This is a genomic window from Nocardia sp. NPDC005746, assembly GCF_040630785.1.
In the GTDB taxonomy this organism is placed as follows: domain Bacteria; phylum Actinomycetota; class Actinomycetes; order Mycobacteriales; family Mycobacteriaceae; genus Nocardia.
The window spans coordinates 225,506-244,353 of sequence record NZ_JBEXYE010000006.1 but is presented as its reverse complement, the minus strand read 5'-3'; the positions used below and the strand labels follow the sequence as shown (position 1 = coordinate 244,353).

Here is an 18,848-nt window from a genome sequence, read left to right as displayed (position 1 = left end):
CGCTCGCGTGAATATCCCCGTCCATGAGTAGCCGCCGACCTGCGCCCGAGCCGCCGGAGCCGCTGTCGCCGCTGATCGACGCGCACACCCACATCGACGCCTGCGGGGCCACCGATCCGGAATCGGTTGCGGCGCTGGTGGACCGGGCCCGTGCGGTGGGCGTCCGGGAACTGGTGACGGTCGCCGACGACCTGGAGGCCGCCCGCTTCGCGGTACGCGCCGCCAACTGGGACGATCGCGTGTACGCCGCGGTCGCGCTGCACCCGACCCGCGCCAACCATCTCGACGACGCCGCCAAGGCCGAGCTGGAGCAGCTGGCCGCCGATCCGCGCGTGGTCGCGGTCGGAGAGACCGGCCTGGACTACTACTGGCCGGGCAAGCTGGAGGGCTGCGCCGATATCGAGGAGCAGGTCGAGGGCTTCCGCTGGCACATCGACCTGGCCAAACGGCTGGGCAAGCCGCTCATGATCCACAACCGCGAGGCCGATCACGACCTGCTGGCCGTGCTGATCGACGAGGGTGCGCCGGACGAGGTGATCTTCCACTGCTTCTCCTCGGACACGAACATGGCGATGGCGTGCGTGGAAGAGGGCTTCGTGCTGAGTTTCTCGGGCACGGTCAGTTTCAAGAATGCGCACGAATTGCGGGAGGCCGCGAAACTGGTTCCGGACGAACTGATTCTGGTGGAGACCGATGCGCCGTTCTTGACGCCGCATCCGTTCCGGGGCGCGCCGAACGAGTCCTACATGCTGCCGTACACGCTGCGCGCGCTGGCGGAACTGCGGGAGCAGGATCCGGTGCAGCTGGCCAAGATCACCACGGCGAACGCGCGCCGCGTCTACGGGATCTGACGCGCCGCGTCTACGGGATCTGACGCGCCGCGTCCACGCGATCTGACGCACCGCGTCCACGGGATTCGAGGGGGCCGCGGAAACGCGGCCGCCGCACCTTTTTTCGTTTTCGCGCCAGTCCCGCGTTGCCCTCGGTACGAGTTGAACCGGTGTGGCTTGGCTCACTAAGATCTGCCGCGATCGTGATTCACCTGCGGTTCGATATCGGGTCGTGACCGTCGTTCCCGCAGTACCACCGCGAGTGGTTGTGATTCACTGACCCCCTCGTTATCGTATTGTGACCATGCCGGGATTTCCGATGCACGCTTTGGCGAAGATCAACTCGTCGCGTTCCCCGATGTTGTACGGGGCGATCGCGGCGATGCTCGTCACGCTCATCGTCGGCGCGGGCGTCGCCATCATGAGCAAGAAACAGGTGACCTTCGTCGTCGACGGCAAGAATTTCGTCGTGTCCACCATGCGCGGCGATGTGCGCGGCGCGCTGGCGGATGCCGGCTACGGCATCTCCGGCCGCGACGACGTGTCCCCGTCGGCGGGTGCGCGCATCAGCGACGGTTCCACCATCACGCTGAACCGCGCCCGCGAGGTCTCGCTGATCGTGGACGGCACCCCGTCCAAGGCGTGGACCACCGCGCTCACCGTGGCCGAGGCCGTGGTGAAGCTGAATCTGCCCGGCGACGTCTACACCTCGCCCGCGCGCCCGACGCCGCTGCCGCTGGTGGGCGCGCAGCTGCTGATCACCAACCCGCGCACGGTCGAGCTGAGCGACAACGGTTTCGCCCCCGCCCTGGTCCGGCTGGCCGCGCCGACCGTCGGGGAACTGCTCCAGGTGCAGGGCCGCCCGCTGGTGAATCAGGATTTCGTGGTCCCGGCCGCGAACACTCCGCTCACCGAGGGCATGAAGATCACCGTCACCCGCAAGATCGTGCAGAACCGCACCGAGCGGGTGCCGCTGGATCCGCCGGAGAACACCATCGAGGATCAGTCGCTCAATATGAGCCGCACGATCGTCGAGAATGCGGGCGTACCGGGTACGCAGGACGTGACTTTCGCGGTCTCCATCGTGAACGGCCAAGAGGCGGGCAAGGATCCGATCAATTCCACCGTGATCGTCCCCGCGCAGCCCAAGACCGTGCGCCGCGGCGCCAAGCCCGGCACCGAGGTCCCGGAGGTCAAGGACGGCCGTACCTGGGACGCCCTGGCCAGCTGTGAATCCGGCGGCAACTGGGCGATCAATACGGGCAACGGCTATTTCGGCGGCATCCAGTTCGACCAGAGCACCTGGGAACGGCAGGGTGGCACCCGTTACGCGCCTCGCGCCGATATGGCCACCCGCGAGGAGCAGATCGCCATCGCCGAGGTGACCCGCGCCCGCCAGGGCTGGGGTGCGTGGCCCGCGTGTACGTCGCGGCTGGGAATCAGCTAGTCCAGACCCCTCATCGGCCCGGACAGCCACATCGGGTCGAACGGCTGTCCCGCGAGTGCGGACAGTGGACTCTCGCCGGGAATGTCGGTTCCACGAATCGGGCTGTTACCGAAGATCTTCCCCGCGGGGCGTCGGCCTCGGGCCCGGTCAGCGGAAAGTCGATGCGAGGTAGGTCACGAGGTCCGCGGTGGCGGCCGCGCGCCGGGCGTAGCCGAGGTAGCCGTCGGGGCGGATGACGAAGGCCGAGCGCCGCGCCGCCCGGTAGGCGTGCGCGAATTCGCCTGCGGTGTCGCGGATCAGCGGCAGGATGGTCGCGTCCGCCGCGGCCTCGGGGGTGGCGATCAGGTAGACGTTCAGGTGGCAGTGCGCGGCGGCGATCGCGGTGGTGGCCACCTCTTCCAGCGCGCGCAGGTCGGATTCGGCGGTGGTGTCGTCCGCGTACAGCAGCAGGGTGTGGCGGATCCCGTCGAGCAGCGGGAGCAGCCGGAGCTCGAAGGCGACGGCGGCGCGGGTGAGGCCGCGGGCGTCGGGGGCGCGGGCCCCGGCGCGCGGGGCGGGTTCGTCGGCGGGTGAGGCCGCCACGATCGGGCTGCCGGCGTAGTCGATGAGCAGCTGGGCCTCCCGGCGCAGCACGAATTCCGGGTCGGTGGAGTCCGCGCCGATGCCTTCGCGGGCGCTGCGGACCGTGCGGCCGACCACCTCCTCACCGACCGGTCGGCGTTCGGCGTCGTAGGAGCCGAGCAGGGCGAGGGAGGCGTCGCCGCGGACCGCCAGCGCCAGTTTCCATGCCAGGTTGTGGGCGTCCTGGATGCCGGTATTCATCCCCTGCGCCCCGGTGGGCGGGTGGATGTGGGCGGCGTCGCCCGCCACGAAAACCCTGCCGTGACCGTAGGAGTCGACGATCCGGTGGCTGATCCGGAAGACCGAGGACCAGCGCAGATGCGAGACCCGCGCCGGTTCGGGGGCGAGCCGGTCGATGACCGCTTGCAGGTCTGATATCTCGGGCGTCCATCCGGTGGCGAAGCCGTGTTCGATGCCGTCGCCGGCCTGCTCGCCCGAGTGGCCGTCGGGCAGCAGCATCGAGATGCGGTACCGGTGCAGTCCGGGCAGCGGGATGCAGACCAGCACGTCGTCGACGACGCCGTCGGTCCGGTGGCCGGCGCGAATGTTGTAGCCGCGCGGCATGTTCCAGCCGAGTTCCACATCGCCGAGCATGTACTGCTCGGCGAACGCGCCCCCTTCGAACGACAATCCCAGCGCCTTGCGGACCGTGCTGTGCGCGCCGTCGCAGCCGACGAGATACTCCGCGCGCGTGGTCGTGGCGCCGCTCCCGTTCTCCGACGTGACCGTGACCCCGTCGGCGTCCTGCTCGAAAGCCGTTACCCGCGTGCCGCGTTCGATGACGCCGCCGAGTCCGGTCAGCCGGTCCCGCAGGATTCGCTCGGTCTCGTACTGCGGCAGCCCGACGAATCCGTACGGCACGTCCGGCGGCAGCGTCAGCTCCATCCGCCCGTCCGGTTCGCCGTTGACGTAGGCGAGTTGCCCGCGCAACGGTATTGCGGCGTCGAGGATTTCCCGCACCACGCCCATCTGCTCGAACACCTCCAGCGCGCGCGGCTGGATGCCGACGGCCTTCGCGTACTGCGGTGGCTCGAGCAGCGGGTCGAGGATCCGGCACGGTACGCCCCGGCGGCGCAGTTCGATGGCCGCGGTCAGGCCGACGGGTCCGGCTCCGGCGATGATTACCGCGGTGTCGTCGTCCACGGCGTCGACTCGGTCGGCGAGGCGGGTGCGGAGGTGCTCGTAGCGCTATCACGTTGTGCCGGATCGGGTCCGGACAGGACGTTGGCGCCGTAGAAGGTCGGCAGCATGGCCTTCACCAGCACCAGGGCCGATCCATCGCCGGAGGGCACCGCCGCCAGGTTGGTGGCGACCACGATGGTGAGCCCGGAATCCGGGTCCGACGCCATGTAACTCATGAAGCCCGGGAGCTGGCCGTCGTGCCCGAATTGGTGTTCACCGAATCGCACCAGGCCCAGGCCGTATCCCGCCAATGCCGGAAGGTCCGGGTTGATAGGCTGGATGCTGTCCATCCGCATCTTCTGGAACTTGGCGTCGAGCAGCTTGCCCTCGACGAGCGCCTTGGTGAAGGTAGTCATGTCCTCCACCGTCGAGATCGCGGCCCCCGCGGCCCAGGCCCAGGAGGGGCTCGAGGTGGTCGAGTTGTTCGGTTGCAGGGTGCCCGCCAGCGCCGCCGCCCGCTGGTCCGGGGGCAGGGCGTAGGTGTCGATGGTGGAGACCATGGTGCCGAAGGTGTAGCCCTGCGGGTGCGGATCCGGGATCGAGGAGTCGGTCACCGCCGGGAACGAGGTGTTCTTCAGCCCGAGCGGCTCGAAGATGCGCTGGCGCAAGGCATCCGCCAAGGGCATCTTCGCGACCTTCTCGATGACCAGACCGAGCAGGATGGTGTTGGTGTTGCTGTATTCGAACTTCTCGCCCGGCGGGAATCGGACCGGGTGCGCGAAGGCGATGGCCAGCAGCTCCTCGGGGGTCCACACCTTCTGCGGGTCCTTGTCGAGCTCGATGCTCAGGTCGCGGTCGAAGGTGTAGTTGTAGAGGCCGCTGCGCATTTCGGCGAGCTGAGCGAGGGTGATCTTGTCGCCGTTGGGCACCCCCGGCCAATGCTTGTCGATCGGATCGTCGAGGGAGAGCTTGCCCTCCTGGGCGAGCTGCATGACGACCGTGACGGTCATGGTCTTGGTATTGCTGCCGATCCGGAAATGGTCGTCCACCCGGATCGGGTCGTCCTCGCCGACGGTCCCGGTCCCGAAGGCGGCCTTCCAGTTCCCTTCCTTGGGCGAGGTGATCATGATGACCGCGCCCGGAATGACATTGTCCTTCATCAATTTCGTGATGATCGGGCGCAGCTTCGCGGCGTACGCCGGTTCCTTGGATCCATTCGAGTCCGGGGAACCGCTGGTGGATTCTTTCGATCCACCCGAGTCCTTCGAGGACTCGCATCCCACCGCCACCGACAAGCCCACGGTGGCGACAAGCACTCCGAAACTCCGCCGGTTTCCCATGACTCTCCGTCCGGGTCCGATGTTCGTGGCTAGGAAGTGCTTGCCAGCCTAACTCCGTACCGATTGGTCCTGATTGAAATCGGGTCCGCTACATCAGCGCGCCGCCGTCGACCCGCAGCTCGGTGCCGGTCATGTAGCGGCCGTCGTCGGAGGCGGCCATGGCGACCACGCCCGCGATGTCCTCCGGCTTGCCCAGCGCGCCACCCTCGATCCAGCCGGGCAGCCGCGCCATGAGCGACCAGTCTGCGTCGGCGGGCAGCGCCAGCCCGGAGGTGATGCCGGAGCTGATGCCACCGGGCACGATATTGACCGCGCGCAGGCCCTTCTTCACGTATTCGAGCGCGATGGAGTGGGTCAGCGCGTTCACGCCCGCCTTGGACGCGGAGTACGCCGCCATGTACGGGTTGGACCCGAACGCCGAGGTGGAGGAGAAGTTCACGATCACGCCGCGGCCGGATTCGATGAGCGCGGGCAGGGCGGACCGGATCATCAGGAAGGTGCCGGTCAGATTGACCGAGATGACCTTGTTCCAGTCCTCGAGCGGCATCTCGTGGGTGTGCGCGGCGCGCAGGATGCCCGCGGCATTGACCAGAACGTCCAGGCCGCCGAGGAATTCGAGGGCCTCGGCGGTGACCGCGCGGACCGACTCCTGGTCCGCGATGTCGATGGTGAGGGTGCGCAGGCGTTCGCGCTGCGCGGCGGGGGCGGCCTCGACGGTGGCGGCCAGTCCGGCCTCGTTCACATCCGCGGCGACCAGCCGGGCCCCCTCGGCGAGCAGGCGCAGGGCCACGCCCTGACCGATGCCCGATCCCGCTCCGGTGACAATGACTCGACGACCTTCGTATCTGCTCGACATGGCGAGAAATTAGAACAAGTTTCAAAGCGCGTCAATGGGGTGTGCACCGGATACTCTCCGGCTATTTGCCAGAGTGTTCACATATTTGAACGACAGTCCAGTCGATAAACTCCTTCGCCGTATGTGTTTGGGCAATTGGGGTCGGGACCTGATGGAGGATTCATGCGTTCGGTTGGTTGGCGTACTCGTGCGTGCACGGCGGCTCTCGCGGCGGCCGGCGCCCTGCTGGTGATCCCGGGCGCTCCGGCACAGGCCGATCCCGGCACCGCCTTCGCCACCACGCCCGCACGGGACGGCTTCCGTGGCCTGTCCGGCGGCACCTTCATCGACTACTGGACCACCCGCTCCAACGGCGAACCGGTGAAAGCCAGTGGCACGCTGTTCGTTCCGCCCGGCCCCGCGCCCGAGGGCGGCTGGCCGATCATGGCCTACGACCACGGCACCTCCGGCATGGGACCGGGCTGCGGCGGTCAGACCGACACCACCCACATCACCCGGGTCGCCGAGGACAAGTTCCTGCAGTACCTGGTGAACAAGGGCTTCGCCGTGGTCGCCCCCGACTACCTCGGCCTGGGCCGCTTCGACACCGGCCCGCACCCGTACCTCGAGATCGGCACCGAGGCCGGCTCGACCATCGACCTGCTGAAAGCCGCTCGCGCACTGAACCCCTCGCTGTCGCGCAGCTGGGCGGTCGCCGGCTTCTCACAGGGCGGCCAGGCGGCGCTGGGCACCGCGCACCTGCAGGCCGCCACCGCACCGGATCTGGACTTCCGCGGCACCATCACCGTCGACCCGGAATCGGATCTGGAGAAGATCACCCCGTTGGTCGGCCCGTGGGTGCCGGAGATCCCGGGCCAGGCCGGAACCGCGGTCAACGGTTTCGTGGTCAGCATGCTGGCCGGCCTGCGCGCCACCCACCCGGAGGCGAACGTCGACAGCTTCCTCACCGAGCGCGGCCGCCAGGCGCTCGACGAGTCGCAGAGCCTGTGCCTCCCCGACATCATGAAGAAGGTCGAGGGCATGGGCATCGGCGACATGCTGTCGCGGCCGCTCAACGATCCCGCGTTCCAGACCGCCATGAACCAGTACATGACCGTGCCGGTCAACGGCTACGACGCGCCGATCCTGTTGCTGGTCAACGCGACCGACACCACCGTGCCCTCCCCACTGCACGCCGCGCTGGCCGCGCAGTTCGCCGCCAACGGGGTCGACTTCTCCACCGTGGTCGGCACCGGCAGCCACACCCAGCTGAACCCGGCCATGTGGGATGCGATCGGCGCCTTCACCGATCGCATCCTGTCCACCCCCACCCTGCCCTGAGCCGAGGCCGTCGGGCCCGGACCGGCTACTTCGGGAACCAGTTGTAGTCGGGCGCGCAGGTGATGTCCGCGTCCGGGCGGACGCCGGTGGCCAGGTAGGTGTTCACGGCATCGTTCACGCACGGGCTCAGATCGTCGCGGAACGACGCGTGAATTCTGGTGTCCGCCAGGGTGATCAGTCGTGACTTCGGGAGCTTCGCGTGCAGCGCCAGGCCCTCGGAATAGGCGGTGCGGGTGTCGTGGACATTGGCCAGCATCAGCACCGGGGTGTCGTTGCCGATCTCGGTGGGCCGCTCCACCGGGTCCGGCCAGAAGGCGCAGGCGGTGATGTTGTTGGCGAACGCGCCGAACACCGGCTGCGACGCCCGGGTGGCTTCGACGTTCTTGTAGTACCAGGCGGGATCGCGCGGCGCGGCCTTGTCGCCGCACATGATGGCGGCCATGGCGGCGGCGTCCAGCGGCACCACCGAGAAGATCTTGGCCTGCAGGGCGTCCATGTCGATCGGGCCGCCCGCGACGCCGCTGGCCACCATGGTGAGGATCTCGGCGAGGTTCGGGTTGAACTGTGGATTGGGCAGCAGCGCAACCAGAATCATCGGGATGGTGTGCTCGTCGACGAGGAAGCCGCTGCCGTAGATCTCGTGGCCCGCGGACCGGCGGATCAGATCCTCGACCCAGCCGCGCACCGCCTCGGGGGTGGTGCCGAAGTGGTAGAGGTCGTCGTGGCGGGCCGCCCAGGCCGCCCAGTCGTCGAGCGCCCACTCGTTGATCGCGCCCATGTCCTGGTAGAGGCCGATGTAGTAGCGGTCCGGGTCGATGGGGGAGTCGAGGACCATGCGGTCGACGCGGTCGCCGAACAGCTGGGTGTAGACCGCGCCCAGGTAGGTGCCGTAGGAGGCGCCGAAGAAGTTGATCTTCTGCTCGCCCAGCACGCTCCGGATGACATCCATGTCGCGGGCGGTGTTGCGGGTGGTGATGTGGCGGATCTTGCCGGGGTCGGTGGCCACGCAGGCGCTCGCCATGGCCGCGGCCACCGTGGCGTCGCGGGCGAAGCCGAGGACGTCGAAGCCCGCCGAGAACAGAATGGTGGGAATCGGAATCGTGCAGTTGACCTTGTCGGAACGGCCGATGCCGCGCGGGTCCATGCCGATGATGTCGTACTGGGCGCGCACGTCATCGGACAGGTTCGTCAGGTAGTTGGCGGGCATGCGCAGGCCCTGGCCGCCCGGACCACCCGGATTGGTCAGCAGGATGCCGCGACGGCGCTCCGGATCGGTGGCCTGGACCCGGGAGATGCCCAGGGTCAGCGTGCGGCCGCCGGGATCGGCGTAGTCGAGCGGGACGACCACGCCCGCGCACTGCGCGCCCGCCTTGTCCAGGATCTTGTCATTGCAGGCCTGCCAGTTCAGCGTCTGATGCGTGAAGCGATCCGGCGCGATGGGCGCTTCCGCGTGCACCGGGCCCGCGGGCAGGGTGGCGGCCGCGGTCACCAGCGTCGCGCCCAGAACGAACCGTCGAATCCGCCGAGCGGGCATGCACTGTCCTCCAAGGTCGTGGTTGCCGGGTGGCGACGCTACCCGGGCGTGGGGCGAAAAGCCCTGAGTGATGGGGTTTTTGGTCCGACGCGCGCGTCCGCCACGCCGTAGCGGCGCTGTGGCGGATGACCGCGGCGCCGGCCTCGGCGGGCTCACCGACCGCATCTTCGCCGCGCCGACCGTGTCCTGACTGGGGTGTCGGCGCGAGTGATCCGCCCAGCTTGATAGGTTTTCCAGAATGTCCGAACCCGAAGTCGCCGGTCGTGGAAAAGCCGCCCTGCTGGGCCCCGCCGAAGTGCGTGAGCTCGCCGAGCGATTCGGGGTCCGCCCGACCAAGCAGTTGGGGCAGAATTTCGTCCACGATGCCAATACGATGCGCCGCATCGTCGCCACCGCCGGCGTGACACGCGGAGACACCGTGCTCGAAGTCGGGCCCGGGCTCGGATCGCTGACCCTCGCCCTGCTCGACGTGGTGGATCGCGTCATCGCCGTCGAGATCGATCCGACGCTGGCCACGCATCTGCCGCAGACCGTCGGGGCGCGCGCTCCCGAACTCGCGGACCGGCTCACCGTCGTGCCCATGGACGCCATGAAGGTCACCCACGCCGACCTGCCCGCCGAGCCGACCGCGCTGGTCGCCAACCTGCCCTACAACGTCGCGGTGCCGGTGCTGCTGCACCTGCTGGCCGAATTCCCGAGCATCCGGACCACGCTGGTCATGGTGCAGCTCGAGGTCGCGGATCGGCTGGCGGCCACGCCGGGCGGGCGCATCTACGGCGTGCCCAGCGTGAAGGCGGGCTTCTACGGCACCGTGCGGCGCGCTGGAACCGTTGGCCGCCAGATCTTCTGGCCGGTGCCGCAGGTGGAATCCGGGCTGGTCCGCATCGACCGGTTCGACGACGCGCCCTGGCCGCAGGACGACGCCTTCCGGCAGCGGGTGTTCGCGGTGGTCGACGCGGCCTTCGCGCAGCGCCGCAAGACCCTGCGCGCGGCCCTCGCGGGCTGGGCGGGCACGGCCGCGGAGGCCGAGAACCGTCTCACCGCGGCCGGTATCGCGCCCACCGCGCGCGGTGAGACGCTCGATACCGCCGCTTTCGTTCGTCTGGCTCAACAAGGCTGACTCCCCGCAGCCGGCCGAGTCCGTGGACTCTCAGATTCCGCTGGGGAAGGTGAGGGTCTGCAGGCCCGGCCACACGTCGGCCCACGGGTGCTTGGGTTCGCGGCACACGTAGACGGTCATCAGGCGCTCCAGGCCGGGCAGGCCGTTCGGGTCGTTGATCTTGGTGACCTCGGTGGTGGAGTTGAACTGGGCCAGGAAGTCCTTGTCACCCACGCCGTCCACGGACAGGTAGACGATGGTGCGGTAGGAGTCCGACGGCGGGCCGAAGTAGCCGAAGCCGCGGTTCGGGCTGAACACCGGCGGCAGGTTGTAGTCGCGGCCGAATTCCTCCAGCGCACTGGCCTGCACGTAGGCGGCGGCGACCACGGCGGTGTTGTCGCGCTCGGCCTCCGGCAGTCCGGCCACCGCGTCGGCGACCGCCTTGGTGAAGGTCTCGTAGCCGGCCGGGCCGGTGAGCGATTCACGCTGCCAGTACTGGGCCTGGTCGGTGATCGGCTTGTCGATGCCGGTGAAGTCGCGCGCCCACTCCCAGCTGTAGGGGACCGGGATCGATGCCATCCACGCCGTGAACATGACCGCCGACAGCACCGCCACGGCATTGACCCACTTGCTGATCTGCTGTCGCGCCTCGACCGTGCTCAACGCGAACGCACCCGCGCCGACCAGGGCGGGCCAGAAGCCCGCCACGTAGTAGGAGCGGCCGTTCTCCACCAGGACGATGATCAGCAGGCCCAGGCCCGCGATCAGCGCGAAACGGTAGGGGCGCAACGCCTCCAGCCGAGTGAGGCCCCACAGGCCGAAGATGCTGAGCAGGCCGCCGAGCAGGCCGCACTGGACGGCGATCTCGATCGCGCAGATCAGTGGACCGGTATTGGCGGCGTACTGCTCCTGGGCGATGATCTCGGTCATCTGCGATTCCACCCAGCCGTGCTGCACCTGCCACACGATGCCGGGGACCATCGACAGCGTCAGGATCGCGGTCCCGACGTACAGCGCCGGGCGGCGCAGCAATTCGCGCGGGCCCGCGATCAGCACGCCCAGGCCGAGCAGCGCCCACACGCCGGGCATCATCCACTTCGCCTGGAACGCCAGCGCGGCGGCCACGCCCGCGACGATCAGCAGGTAGTCCTGCCGTGTGCGCACCCAGCGGATGAGCAGCCAGATGATGGCCGCCTGCAGGGGAATGTCGAAGGTCAGCGTGATCAGCTGCATCTGGTTGAACGCCAGCGGCGACACCGCGTACGCCGTCGCGGCCAGCACCTGATAGCGCGCGCTCGCGCCCAGCTCCCGCGCGGTGGCGGCCGCGACGACCGCCGCGGCGGCCATCAGCAGCAGGGCCGGAATGCGCAGCGCCAGCACCGAACCCGGCGCGATCAGATCCATCACGTGCGCCACGAACGGCGCCAGCGGACCCTGATCCGGGTAGGCCCACGCGAGCCGGCGCCCGGCCGCCAAGAAGTACAGCTCGTCGCCGAAGTAATTGATCCGAGCCGCGGGGAGGCCGAGCACGGCGGCGAACCCCAGCGAGACCGCCAGGACGCCCTTCCACGCGAACGGATGCACCCGCCGTTCGGCGGCCGGTTCGACGGCGACCGGCTCCGGCGCCACTTCGGTGGTTGACACTATGCCCTCCCAGGGAACACAAAAACGCCCGGCGAAACCGAAAGTCGGCAAGGCCGGGCGTCGATCACGCAGCAGAATATCCGCAAACCCCCCTTGCAGTCGCCCCGAACTTTCAGGGGCTTGCCGCCCCCTCCGCAGCAACTCGCCTCCCGGCACCCGGGTTCGCCCCCTCCTGGCGGCGTCTCGACAGGCCCTGTCGAACAGTTCTCAGCACCCCTCCAGCTACCCCTGTGAACGGCCGCTGAACACCGTAAACGCCGCTGCCGAACCGGTGCTCTCGCGGGTTCCCGCCACCGGTACGCGCCCGCTGATCGCGCGAAAGTGACCGCGCTCATCCCGGTTGGATTTGTCTCAAATGGGACATGTCACAGTTGCGCCATTCGGGTCCGCCTGTGGGCGGCGCGATCTCGCCGCCCGGAATCGCGAGTGTGTCTCAAAAATGTCTCACGTTGCCGTCTCGGAGCCGTCGCTGGTGGGTGTGGCGAGATACCGATAGACGGTCGCGCGGGACACGCCCAGCTCGGCGGCGATCTCGTCGACGGTGTGGTCGCCCGAATCCCGCATGCGCTGGGCGGAGGCCACCATCGCCGAGGTCATCGCGCCCGGACGGCCCCGGGCCGGACGGCGGCGCGGCGTCTCGGGCGCTCGGGTGGAGGTGGCGGTGCGCCGGGGTGGCGGCGTGTTCAGGAGTTGTTGCGCGCCCGCGAGAATCGCGGCGCGCAGCTCCGGCTCGGGATGGTCGGCGAAGATGACCACCGGGTCGCTGAGCGCGGCGTACACCTGCGTGGCCCGCACCCGCTCGGCGAAGTCGGCCTCCGGTCCGGCGATCACGTCCTGGGCGGCCAGCGCGATGTCGCGCAGCCGGGCGTAGGTCGCGTTGTCGGCGGACAGCGCCTCGTCGTGCAGCTGTATCCGCAGCACCCGCGCGTGCCGCAGCCAGGTGTCGATGAGTCCCTCCATCACGGCCCACCGCCGCTCGGTCGAATCCGGGAGGCTCCGGACCGATTCGAGCAGGGCCTCGGTCTCGGCCAGCAAGGGCTCGACCAGGGCGGCGACGATGTCGCTCTTGCTCGGGAAGTGGTAGAGCACGGCGGTTTTCGTCAGGCCGACCTGCTCGGCGATCTCCCGCACCGACACCGCGTGATACCCGCGCTCGACGAACAGTGCGAGCGCGGTGCGCAGGATGCGGGCCCGTGAGTCGTCGGTCATGCCCCAGCACCCTACCCGTTGACTGACCAACGGTCAGTGACCTACAGTCGAGACTGACCGTTGGTCAGTATTTTTGAGATAGGGGTGGTCATCATGTCGAACAAGCGAATTCTGATTTCCGGCGCCGGGATCGCGGGGCAGGCCCTGGCGTATTGGCTCGCCCGCCACGGGTTCCGGCCGACCGTGGTCGAGCGGGCGCCGCGGCTGCGGACCGGCGGCCAGGGCGTGGACATTCGCGACCAGGCGATCGAGGTCGTCGAGAAGATGGGCATCATGCCGCGGGTGCGCGCGGCGGCGGCCGATGTCGTCGGCATGCGGTTCGTCCGAGCCGACGGCCGCGAGATCTCCCGCATCGACATCGAGGGCATCAAGAACGAGAACGGCAGCGCCGAGGTGGAGATCATGCGCGGCGACCTGGTGCGGATTCTGCACGACATCACCACCGGCACAGTCGAATACCTCTTCGACGACGCCATCACGGCGCTGGATCAGGACGACGACGGCGTGACCGTCACCTTCGCGCACGGACCCGCCCGCCGCTTCGACCTGGTGGTCGGCGCGGACGGCCTGCACTCCACGGTCCGCAAACTGGCCTTCGGGCCGGAGTCGGACTACGTGCGTTTCATGGATCACTACTTCGCCTTCGGCAATGCCGACGCGGAGCTGGGTCCCGACCGGTGGGTCACCATGTTCAACACCCCCGGCCGGATGACCGGCGTCTACCGATCGGGCAACCACCCGCAGGCCAAGGCCTACTTCATGGTCCGCAGCCCCCGACGCGACATCGACCTGCGCGATCAGCAAGCGGCCCGCGCCCTGCTCTCGGCCGAGTTCGGCGACGAGAACGACTGGCACGTACCGGAATTGCTGGCGGGCGTCCTCGCCGACCCGGACGCCTACATCGACGCGCTCGGTCAGGTCCGCATGGACTCGTGGTCCAGCGGGCGGGTCGTCCTCGTCGGCGACGCGGCCCACTGTGCCTCACCGGTCTCGGGGGCGGGCGCGGAGATCGCCCTGATCGGGGCCTACCGGCTCGCCGGGGAGCTGGCGGCCGCCGCCGGTGACCACCGCATCGCCTTCGACCGGTACGAGCGGTCGCACCGTCCGCTGATCACCCGCAAACAACAGGTCGGGCCCAACCTTCGGCTGATGGTGCCGAAGACCCGGCTGGGAATGGCCGTGCGCAACACCGTCACCCGCCTGCCGCTGCTCGAGTCGATGTCCGGCATGGAGCGCATCATGTCCCCGCAGGCCACCGACCGGCTCCCCGACTACGAGTCCGTAGCCGATCCGGCCCGGTGAAAAGCCCGGCTCACCGGTCCTTGTGGCACACCGCTTCCAGCATGACGCCGTCGTACCCCCGCCAGAACGTGGCGTAGTACGGCGGCGGATACTGCGGGAAGGACTGTGGCGCGTGGATGATCTCGTCGCCACGACCTGAGGCCCAGTCGTGGACGCGGTCGACGTCCGCGCGGGTGGGGACCATGAACGCGAGATGCTGAAGTCCGGCGCGCCCGGGGGAGTAGCCCGGCTCCGGGGCCGGGTAGAAGAACAGATAGGTGCCGACCTTGCCGTCCGCGGGCCAGTAGGCGAACTGCGTATCGTCGGCCAGCAGTGCGTCGTAGCCGATCAGCGGCATCAGCTGGTCGTAATACTGTCGTGCCGCAGCGAGATCGGTGACATTGACGCCGAGGTGTCCCAGGGGCATGGTCGGAATCTACGCGATGTTCTCCACCGATCGCCGCAATCGGCCCGGGACATCCAGATCGGGCCGAATTGCCATCGGAGGGACAGCCGGCGGAGGGGAGCGAGGGCGTCGGCGTCGATGGCCGGATGGGCGGCGTCGCCATCCGGTGCGTGCCCGTCGGCCAATTCCCTTGCGGTAGTGGGCGATATCGCGTTCTGTCGGTGAGCCCTGCCATGCTGACGGACATGACTTCGAGATTGTCGGTCGATGTGTCGAGCGAGCGCGTGTTCACCGCGGTCACCGGTTCGGGGATGCTCGCGCTGTGGGATCCGGCCGCGTTCACCCACGTCGTCGATTACGACAGCTGGGAAGTGGAGCTGCTGGATGACGAACCGATCATCGAGCACATCCGCGCCGGTCGGCTGGTGCCGCTGAACATCCTGTCCGACGGGAGATTCGGAGTGCTGGTGCGGCGGGACGCGGCGGGCGAGCTCACCGAGCGCGAGCGGCAGTACGCGCAGAACTCCTCCGAGCCGTATCTGTTCGTGTCCACGGGCGTCGCCAAGATCAGCGGCATCGAGGAGGTCGGCTCGTTCGATGAGGAAGAGTCGACGGTGGCCGACATGAAGCCGACCGAAATCGACCTTCCGGCAGGCTCGTATGCCGTAACCGTCCACCTCCTGGACTGGGAGGCGGAACCCGGCGCGACGGACGACAAGGGCGACGCCACCGCCACCGCCCTCCCCGACTTCGTCGTCCTGATCGCGCCCGCCGACGGGGGGTCGTTCCGCGCCGATATCGAAACCTTCGACGACCTCGACTGATCGGCGACCGGCGCGGCCCTGTGGTTTGATGGCCGGGTGATGGTGATGACGCAGTCGTGGCGGCCGAGGTTTCGGCGGCTCTGACGTGCGTTCGTGTCGGCTGCCGGTGCGGTGGTCGACGCGTCTCGCGTCGCTCGGCTGACGCGTCGGTGGCCTCGAATCGAGAGGTCCGAATTCATGTCTCTGGAAGAAGTACGCGGCGAGATCGATGCGATCGATGCGCGGATCATCGAATTGCTCGGCGCCCGGCAGCAATTGGTGATGCGCGCCGCCACATTCAAGCGCAACGAACACGAGGTCCGCGCACCAGACCGCCGCGCGCGGATGATGGTCCGCCTGCGTGAGCTGGCCGTGCGCCACGGTGTCGAGCCGATGTTGGTCGAGCGGGTCTACAACACCCTGATCGACGGATTCATCGAACTCGAGCAGCAGCGCCACCGCGCACTCACCGCCGGTGAGGTGGCCGGTTCAGTCGCGCCGCGCCCGGTAGAGGCGGCGTCCGGCGCGTAATGCGTACGGTGCGAGGAGGCCGGCGGCGATCCCTGCCAGCGGCAGGACAACGCCGGTCCACCCGGCCGGGAGCGGGCGGTAATGCGCTGAGCCGTCCCGGATTTCGATGAATCCCAACGGCCGCATCTCCATCCCGCCGCCCGAACCCCCGCCGTCGATGACCTCGTCGGCGGTGGGACCGCGACCGGGCACGAAACCGAACGCGAACCCGGCCCGGGCCACCGGCACGATCGTGACCCCGTCACTGGTGATCGGATCCCCGAAAACCACTGACGCGCGCGCTTTCTCCCCGGAGCCGATCGACCAGCTCCTCCATCAGCCGCGTGGTAGACCCGCCCGCATCCTCGAAATCCATATCGCCATTGTTCCGCCAACCGGACACGACCGCCGAGTCCGCCACCCCGGCTGGCTTCTTCCTCCACAACCCGCCGCGAATCATCGAATCATCGCCAATTCAGCAGCAGTAGAGGTGGTTGAGGCCAGTTCAGCACTGACACCCGCTGTCGGACGCGACCGGATCAACGAAACCTACTCGCTTTCGAGGTGAGCGCCGCGCGGCCGCGCGGGGTGATCCGCCAGCGACCGCGCGGATGACTGGGAACGATCAGGCCACGGGATTCGAGATGGGCCAAGGCGTTGCGCGTACGCCACGCGGTGAGCGTTGAGGCGAGCTGGACTTGGGTCGCGGTGAGAGTGCGGTCGGGGCTGAGTGCGGTGAGGACGGCCACCTCGGCGGGGGTCATGCCGCGAACCTTTGCGGCGTCCGGCGGAGATGCCTTGGGTGAGTGCGCATTGTTCGTGGTGCTTGGCGGTGGCGTCCGGGATCTGCCTCGGAGCGGGGGACGTCGAGGTGGCCGCCGCCGTTGACGGAGAGTCGTAGGACGGTGGGGTCCGGTGCGGGGGCGTCGTTGTGGAAGCCCCACCAGGACCAGAGGATCACACTGCCGCAGAGGACTGCGATCGTCAGAAGTGCCCAGGTGTCCCACTGCATTACGGTCTCCTCTCGAACGCGGATCTCGGTCGCTCCCGGGTTCCCGTTGGGGTTTCGGAGTGGTTGGGGAACCGGGGATGCGTACATCGGACAGCAGAAACTGTGACGACGGACCGGGATTTCTGCGTGCGCAGGATTTCTGCGCGTTTCCCCAGCACGCCATCCGATTTCGGCGCACAATTGATTCGGGTTTCGGAGCCGACGCCAGGAGATGGTCATGTCGAAGCGCTCCAGCAATCTGCCTCGCCGCCAACTTGGGCGGTACTTGAGAGAACTGCGGCAGCAGTGTGGTCTGTCGATCGTGCAGGCGGCCAAGCTGGCCGAGCGAGGTACCGGCAGCCTGCAAAGGCTGGAAACCGGAGTGACTGAACGGATCCACCTGAGCGATATCGAAGAACTGTGCCGGATCTACGATGCGCCCGAATATGTGGAGCCGCTGAAAGGGCTTGCGCAGCAGGCCAATGTGAAATCGTGGTGGCACGAATATGGAGACCTGATTCCGGCCGGGTTCAACGTGTACGTCGGGTTGGAGTCGGCGGCTGAGCGGATCACGATCTACCGGCCCGACATGGTGTCCGGCTTGTTCCAGACTCCGGAGTACGCGCGCACGCTGGACCACATCTACTTTCCGTACGAGTCGCCTACGGCCATCGAACGGCGGGTGCATCTTCGAATCAGGCGACAGTCGCTGATCACCAGGAAGCGCAAGCCCGCGACCACGCGCCTGGTTATCGACGAAGTCGCGCTGCAACGAGTGGTCGGTGGCCCGAAGGTCATGGCCGCCCAACTCCGGCACCTCGCGGCCATGCCGCCGAATGTGTCTGTGCGGATCCTGCCTGCCGCGGCGGGATTTCCCTTGGGCGTTTCGCCCGGCCCCTTCACGATCCTCGACTTCGCCGTGGACGATGACGGCGAGCCCGAGGAGCCGACTGTCGTCTATGTCGAGAGCTACACGGGCGCAATGTACTTCGAGCTGGATGGCACCGTCGACCAGTATCGTGCCGCGTTCGGCACCATCGAACGCGTAGCGTTGAACGAGGCCGACAGCAGAAACCTGCTGCGGCGGATGGCAAAGGAGTATTCAGCGTGAAAAATGAGCTGGCCCAAGCCGAATGGTTCAAAAGCAGCCGGAGCGCCGGGGGACAGGATTGCGTCGAGGTCGCATTCCTGGGCCGGGGTGGGGTCGGGGTCCGTGATTCCAAGGACCCCGGTGGGCCCGCATTGGTGTTCACCGGCGAGCAGTGGGATCGCTTTCTCGCCGGTGAGGTGTGGGAGCGGTAGCTACGCCGAGATGGACAGGCCCTCGAGGATGGCGGTGGGGGCGCTGCCGTCACTGTCGTTGCGGGTGGTGATGGTGAGCTGGACCAGGTACTGGCCCTTGTCGGAGTCGACGATGATGTAGCGGTTGTAGGCCCACAAGGTGAGGTTCTGGACCTCGTAGGTGCCGGTGATGGCGGCCGAGGGGAGGCCGTCGTAGTCCGCGGTGTCGGTGTCGATGTCCTTCCACGCGGGCAGCTGGCGGGCATCGTCGAAGGCGTGGGTGAGGAGTTCGGCGGGGTCGACGGCGGGGGTGAAGGTCGCCACCAGCAGGACCGCGTTGTCGGCCCAGCCGTCGACGGGCGGCTGGGTCCAGACGCCGAACGAGCCGGGGAACATCTGCGGCGGGACCTGCTGCCAGCCTTCGGGAACGCCGACGGTGACCTTCGGCGCGCCGGGGGCCGCGGGGTCGACCGGGGCGGCCTGGATCTGGGCGGAGGCCAGGTATTCGGCGATGGTGGTCAACGAAGCTCCTCGAGAGGGGGCGGCGGTGGACA

At 68.2% G+C, this 18,848-nt stretch carries 19 protein-coding genes; 9 read left to right on the top strand and 10 right to left on the bottom strand.

The genetic code is table 11. The annotated features are described in order from the left end of the window. Positions 1–23 precede the first annotated feature (23 nt). On the top strand, positions 24–851 hold the full coding sequence (locus ABZ412_RS14260) for a TatD family hydrolase (protein ID WP_357280505.1): 828 nt from the start codon (positions 24–26) through the stop codon (positions 849–851). 298 nt (positions 852–1,149) lie between these two features. Further along, positions 1,150–2,277 carry a transglycosylase family protein gene (locus ABZ412_RS14255; protein ID WP_357280503.1) on the top strand — a complete coding sequence of 376 codons (1,128 nt, stop codon included), beginning with the start codon at positions 1,150–1,152 and terminating at the stop codon, positions 2,275–2,277. A 147-nt stretch (positions 2,278–2,424) separates the two neighbouring features. Here ABZ412_RS14255 and ABZ412_RS14250 read toward each other — a convergent pair whose 3' ends face one another. From ABZ412_RS14250 to ABZ412_RS14240, 3 genes are all read right to left on the bottom strand, one after another. Further along, the gene (locus tag ABZ412_RS14250) at positions 2,425–4,041 is read right to left on the bottom strand and encodes an FAD-dependent monooxygenase (protein WP_357280500.1); all 1,617 of its coding nucleotides are present in this window, start codon (positions 4,039–4,041) and stop codon (positions 2,425–2,427) included. Further along, the gene (locus ABZ412_RS14245; protein ID WP_357280497.1) at positions 4,020–5,336 is read right to left on the bottom strand and encodes a serine hydrolase domain-containing protein; all 1,317 of its coding nucleotides are present in this window, start codon (positions 5,334–5,336) and stop codon (positions 4,020–4,022) included. The genes ABZ412_RS14250 and ABZ412_RS14245 overlap by 22 nt, the downstream gene beginning before the upstream one ends. A 112-nt stretch (positions 5,337–5,448) precedes the next feature. After that, positions 5,449–6,216, bottom strand: a complete 768-nt coding sequence (locus ABZ412_RS14240) for an SDR family NAD(P)-dependent oxidoreductase (protein WP_357280495.1) — start codon at positions 6,214–6,216, stop codon at positions 5,449–5,451. A gap of 162 nt (positions 6,217–6,378) precedes the next feature. Between ABZ412_RS14240 and ABZ412_RS14235 the strand changes: the two genes are divergently transcribed. Continuing rightward, complete coding sequence (locus tag ABZ412_RS14235) at positions 6,379–7,536, top strand: alpha/beta fold hydrolase (protein WP_357280492.1); 1,158 nt, start codon at positions 6,379–6,381, stop codon at positions 7,534–7,536. Positions 7,537–7,561: 25 nt separating this feature from the next. Here the strand turns inward: ABZ412_RS14235 and ABZ412_RS14230 are convergent, their stop codons facing one another. Next, complete coding sequence (locus ABZ412_RS14230; RefSeq protein ID WP_357280490.1) at positions 7,562–9,070, bottom strand: alpha/beta fold hydrolase; 1,509 nt, start codon at positions 9,068–9,070, stop codon at positions 7,562–7,564. Positions 9,071–9,308: 238 nt separating this feature from the next. On the opposite strand from ABZ412_RS14230, the gene rsmA reads away from it, so the two are divergent. Beyond that, complete coding sequence (gene rsmA / locus ABZ412_RS14225) at positions 9,309–10,190, top strand: 16S rRNA (adenine(1518)-N(6)/adenine(1519)-N(6))-dimethyltransferase RsmA (protein WP_357280487.1); 882 nt, start codon at positions 9,309–9,311, stop codon at positions 10,188–10,190. Positions 10,191–10,220: 30 nt separating this feature from the next. Here rsmA and ABZ412_RS14220 read toward each other — a convergent pair whose 3' ends face one another. Both ABZ412_RS14220 and ABZ412_RS14215 read right to left on the bottom strand, forming a co-directional pair. Next, positions 10,221–11,813: a glycosyltransferase family 39 protein gene (locus ABZ412_RS14220; protein WP_357280484.1), complete on the bottom strand. Its 1,593-nt coding sequence runs from the start codon at positions 11,811–11,813 to the stop codon at positions 10,221–10,223. A gap of 444 nt (positions 11,814–12,257) precedes the next feature. Further along, the gene (locus ABZ412_RS14215; protein ID WP_357280481.1) at positions 12,258–13,022 is read right to left on the bottom strand and encodes a TetR family transcriptional regulator; all 765 of its coding nucleotides are present in this window, start codon (positions 13,020–13,022) and stop codon (positions 12,258–12,260) included. 93 nt (positions 13,023–13,115) lie between these two features. Between ABZ412_RS14215 and ABZ412_RS14210 the strand changes: the two genes are divergently transcribed. After that, positions 13,116–14,324 carry an FAD-dependent monooxygenase gene (locus ABZ412_RS14210; RefSeq protein ID WP_357280479.1) on the top strand — a complete coding sequence of 403 codons (1,209 nt, stop codon included), beginning with the start codon at positions 13,116–13,118 and terminating at the stop codon, positions 14,322–14,324. Between the two features lie 10 nt (positions 14,325–14,334). On the opposite strand, the gene ABZ412_RS14205 is transcribed toward ABZ412_RS14210, so the two are convergent. After that, positions 14,335–14,730 carry a VOC family protein gene (locus ABZ412_RS14205; protein ID WP_357280476.1) on the bottom strand — a complete coding sequence of 132 codons (396 nt, stop codon included), beginning with the start codon at positions 14,728–14,730 and terminating at the stop codon, positions 14,335–14,337. 224 nt (positions 14,731–14,954) lie between these two features. Between ABZ412_RS14205 and ABZ412_RS14200 the strand changes: the two genes are divergently transcribed. Both ABZ412_RS14200 and ABZ412_RS14195 read left to right on the top strand, forming a co-directional pair. Further along, the gene (locus ABZ412_RS14200; RefSeq protein ID WP_357280473.1) at positions 14,955–15,533 is read left to right on the top strand and encodes a hypothetical protein; all 579 of its coding nucleotides are present in this window, start codon (positions 14,955–14,957) and stop codon (positions 15,531–15,533) included. A 93-nt stretch (positions 15,534–15,626) separates the two neighbouring features. Then, the gene (locus ABZ412_RS14195) at positions 15,627–16,043 is read left to right on the top strand and encodes a chorismate mutase (RefSeq protein WP_357280471.1); all 417 of its coding nucleotides are present in this window, start codon (positions 15,627–15,629) and stop codon (positions 16,041–16,043) included. On the opposite strand, the gene ABZ412_RS14190 is transcribed toward ABZ412_RS14195, so the two are convergent. Both ABZ412_RS14190 and ABZ412_RS14185 read right to left on the bottom strand, forming a co-directional pair. Continuing rightward, positions 16,002–16,313 carry a spore germination protein GerW family protein gene (locus tag ABZ412_RS14190; protein ID WP_357280469.1) on the bottom strand — a complete coding sequence of 104 codons (312 nt, stop codon included), beginning with the start codon at positions 16,311–16,313 and terminating at the stop codon, positions 16,002–16,004. The two genes, ABZ412_RS14195 and ABZ412_RS14190, sit on opposite strands and share 42 nt — an antisense overlap. Positions 16,314–16,561: 248 nt before the next feature. After that, a complete protein-coding gene (locus ABZ412_RS14185; protein ID WP_357280467.1) occupies positions 16,562–16,786 on the bottom strand; it encodes a hypothetical protein in 225 nt (74 codons plus the stop codon). A gap of 465 nt (positions 16,787–17,251) precedes the next feature. Between ABZ412_RS14185 and ABZ412_RS14180 the strand changes: the two genes are divergently transcribed. Beyond that, positions 17,252–18,124 (top strand): helix-turn-helix transcriptional regulator, encoded by an 873-nt coding sequence (locus tag ABZ412_RS14180; protein ID WP_357280464.1) that lies wholly within the window; start codon positions 17,252–17,254, stop codon positions 18,122–18,124. After that, entirely contained in the window at positions 18,121–18,315 is a 195-nt protein-coding gene (locus ABZ412_RS14175; RefSeq protein WP_357280462.1) for a DUF397 domain-containing protein, read from the top strand. Before ABZ412_RS14180 ends, ABZ412_RS14175 begins: the two co-directional genes overlap by 4 nt. Here ABZ412_RS14175 and ABZ412_RS14170 read toward each other — a convergent pair whose 3' ends face one another. Continuing rightward, positions 18,316–18,816, bottom strand: coding sequence for an LpqN/LpqT family lipoprotein (locus tag ABZ412_RS14170; RefSeq protein ID WP_357280459.1), 501 nt, complete (start codon positions 18,814–18,816; stop codon positions 18,316–18,318). Between the last annotated feature and the right edge of the window lie 32 nt (positions 18,817–18,848).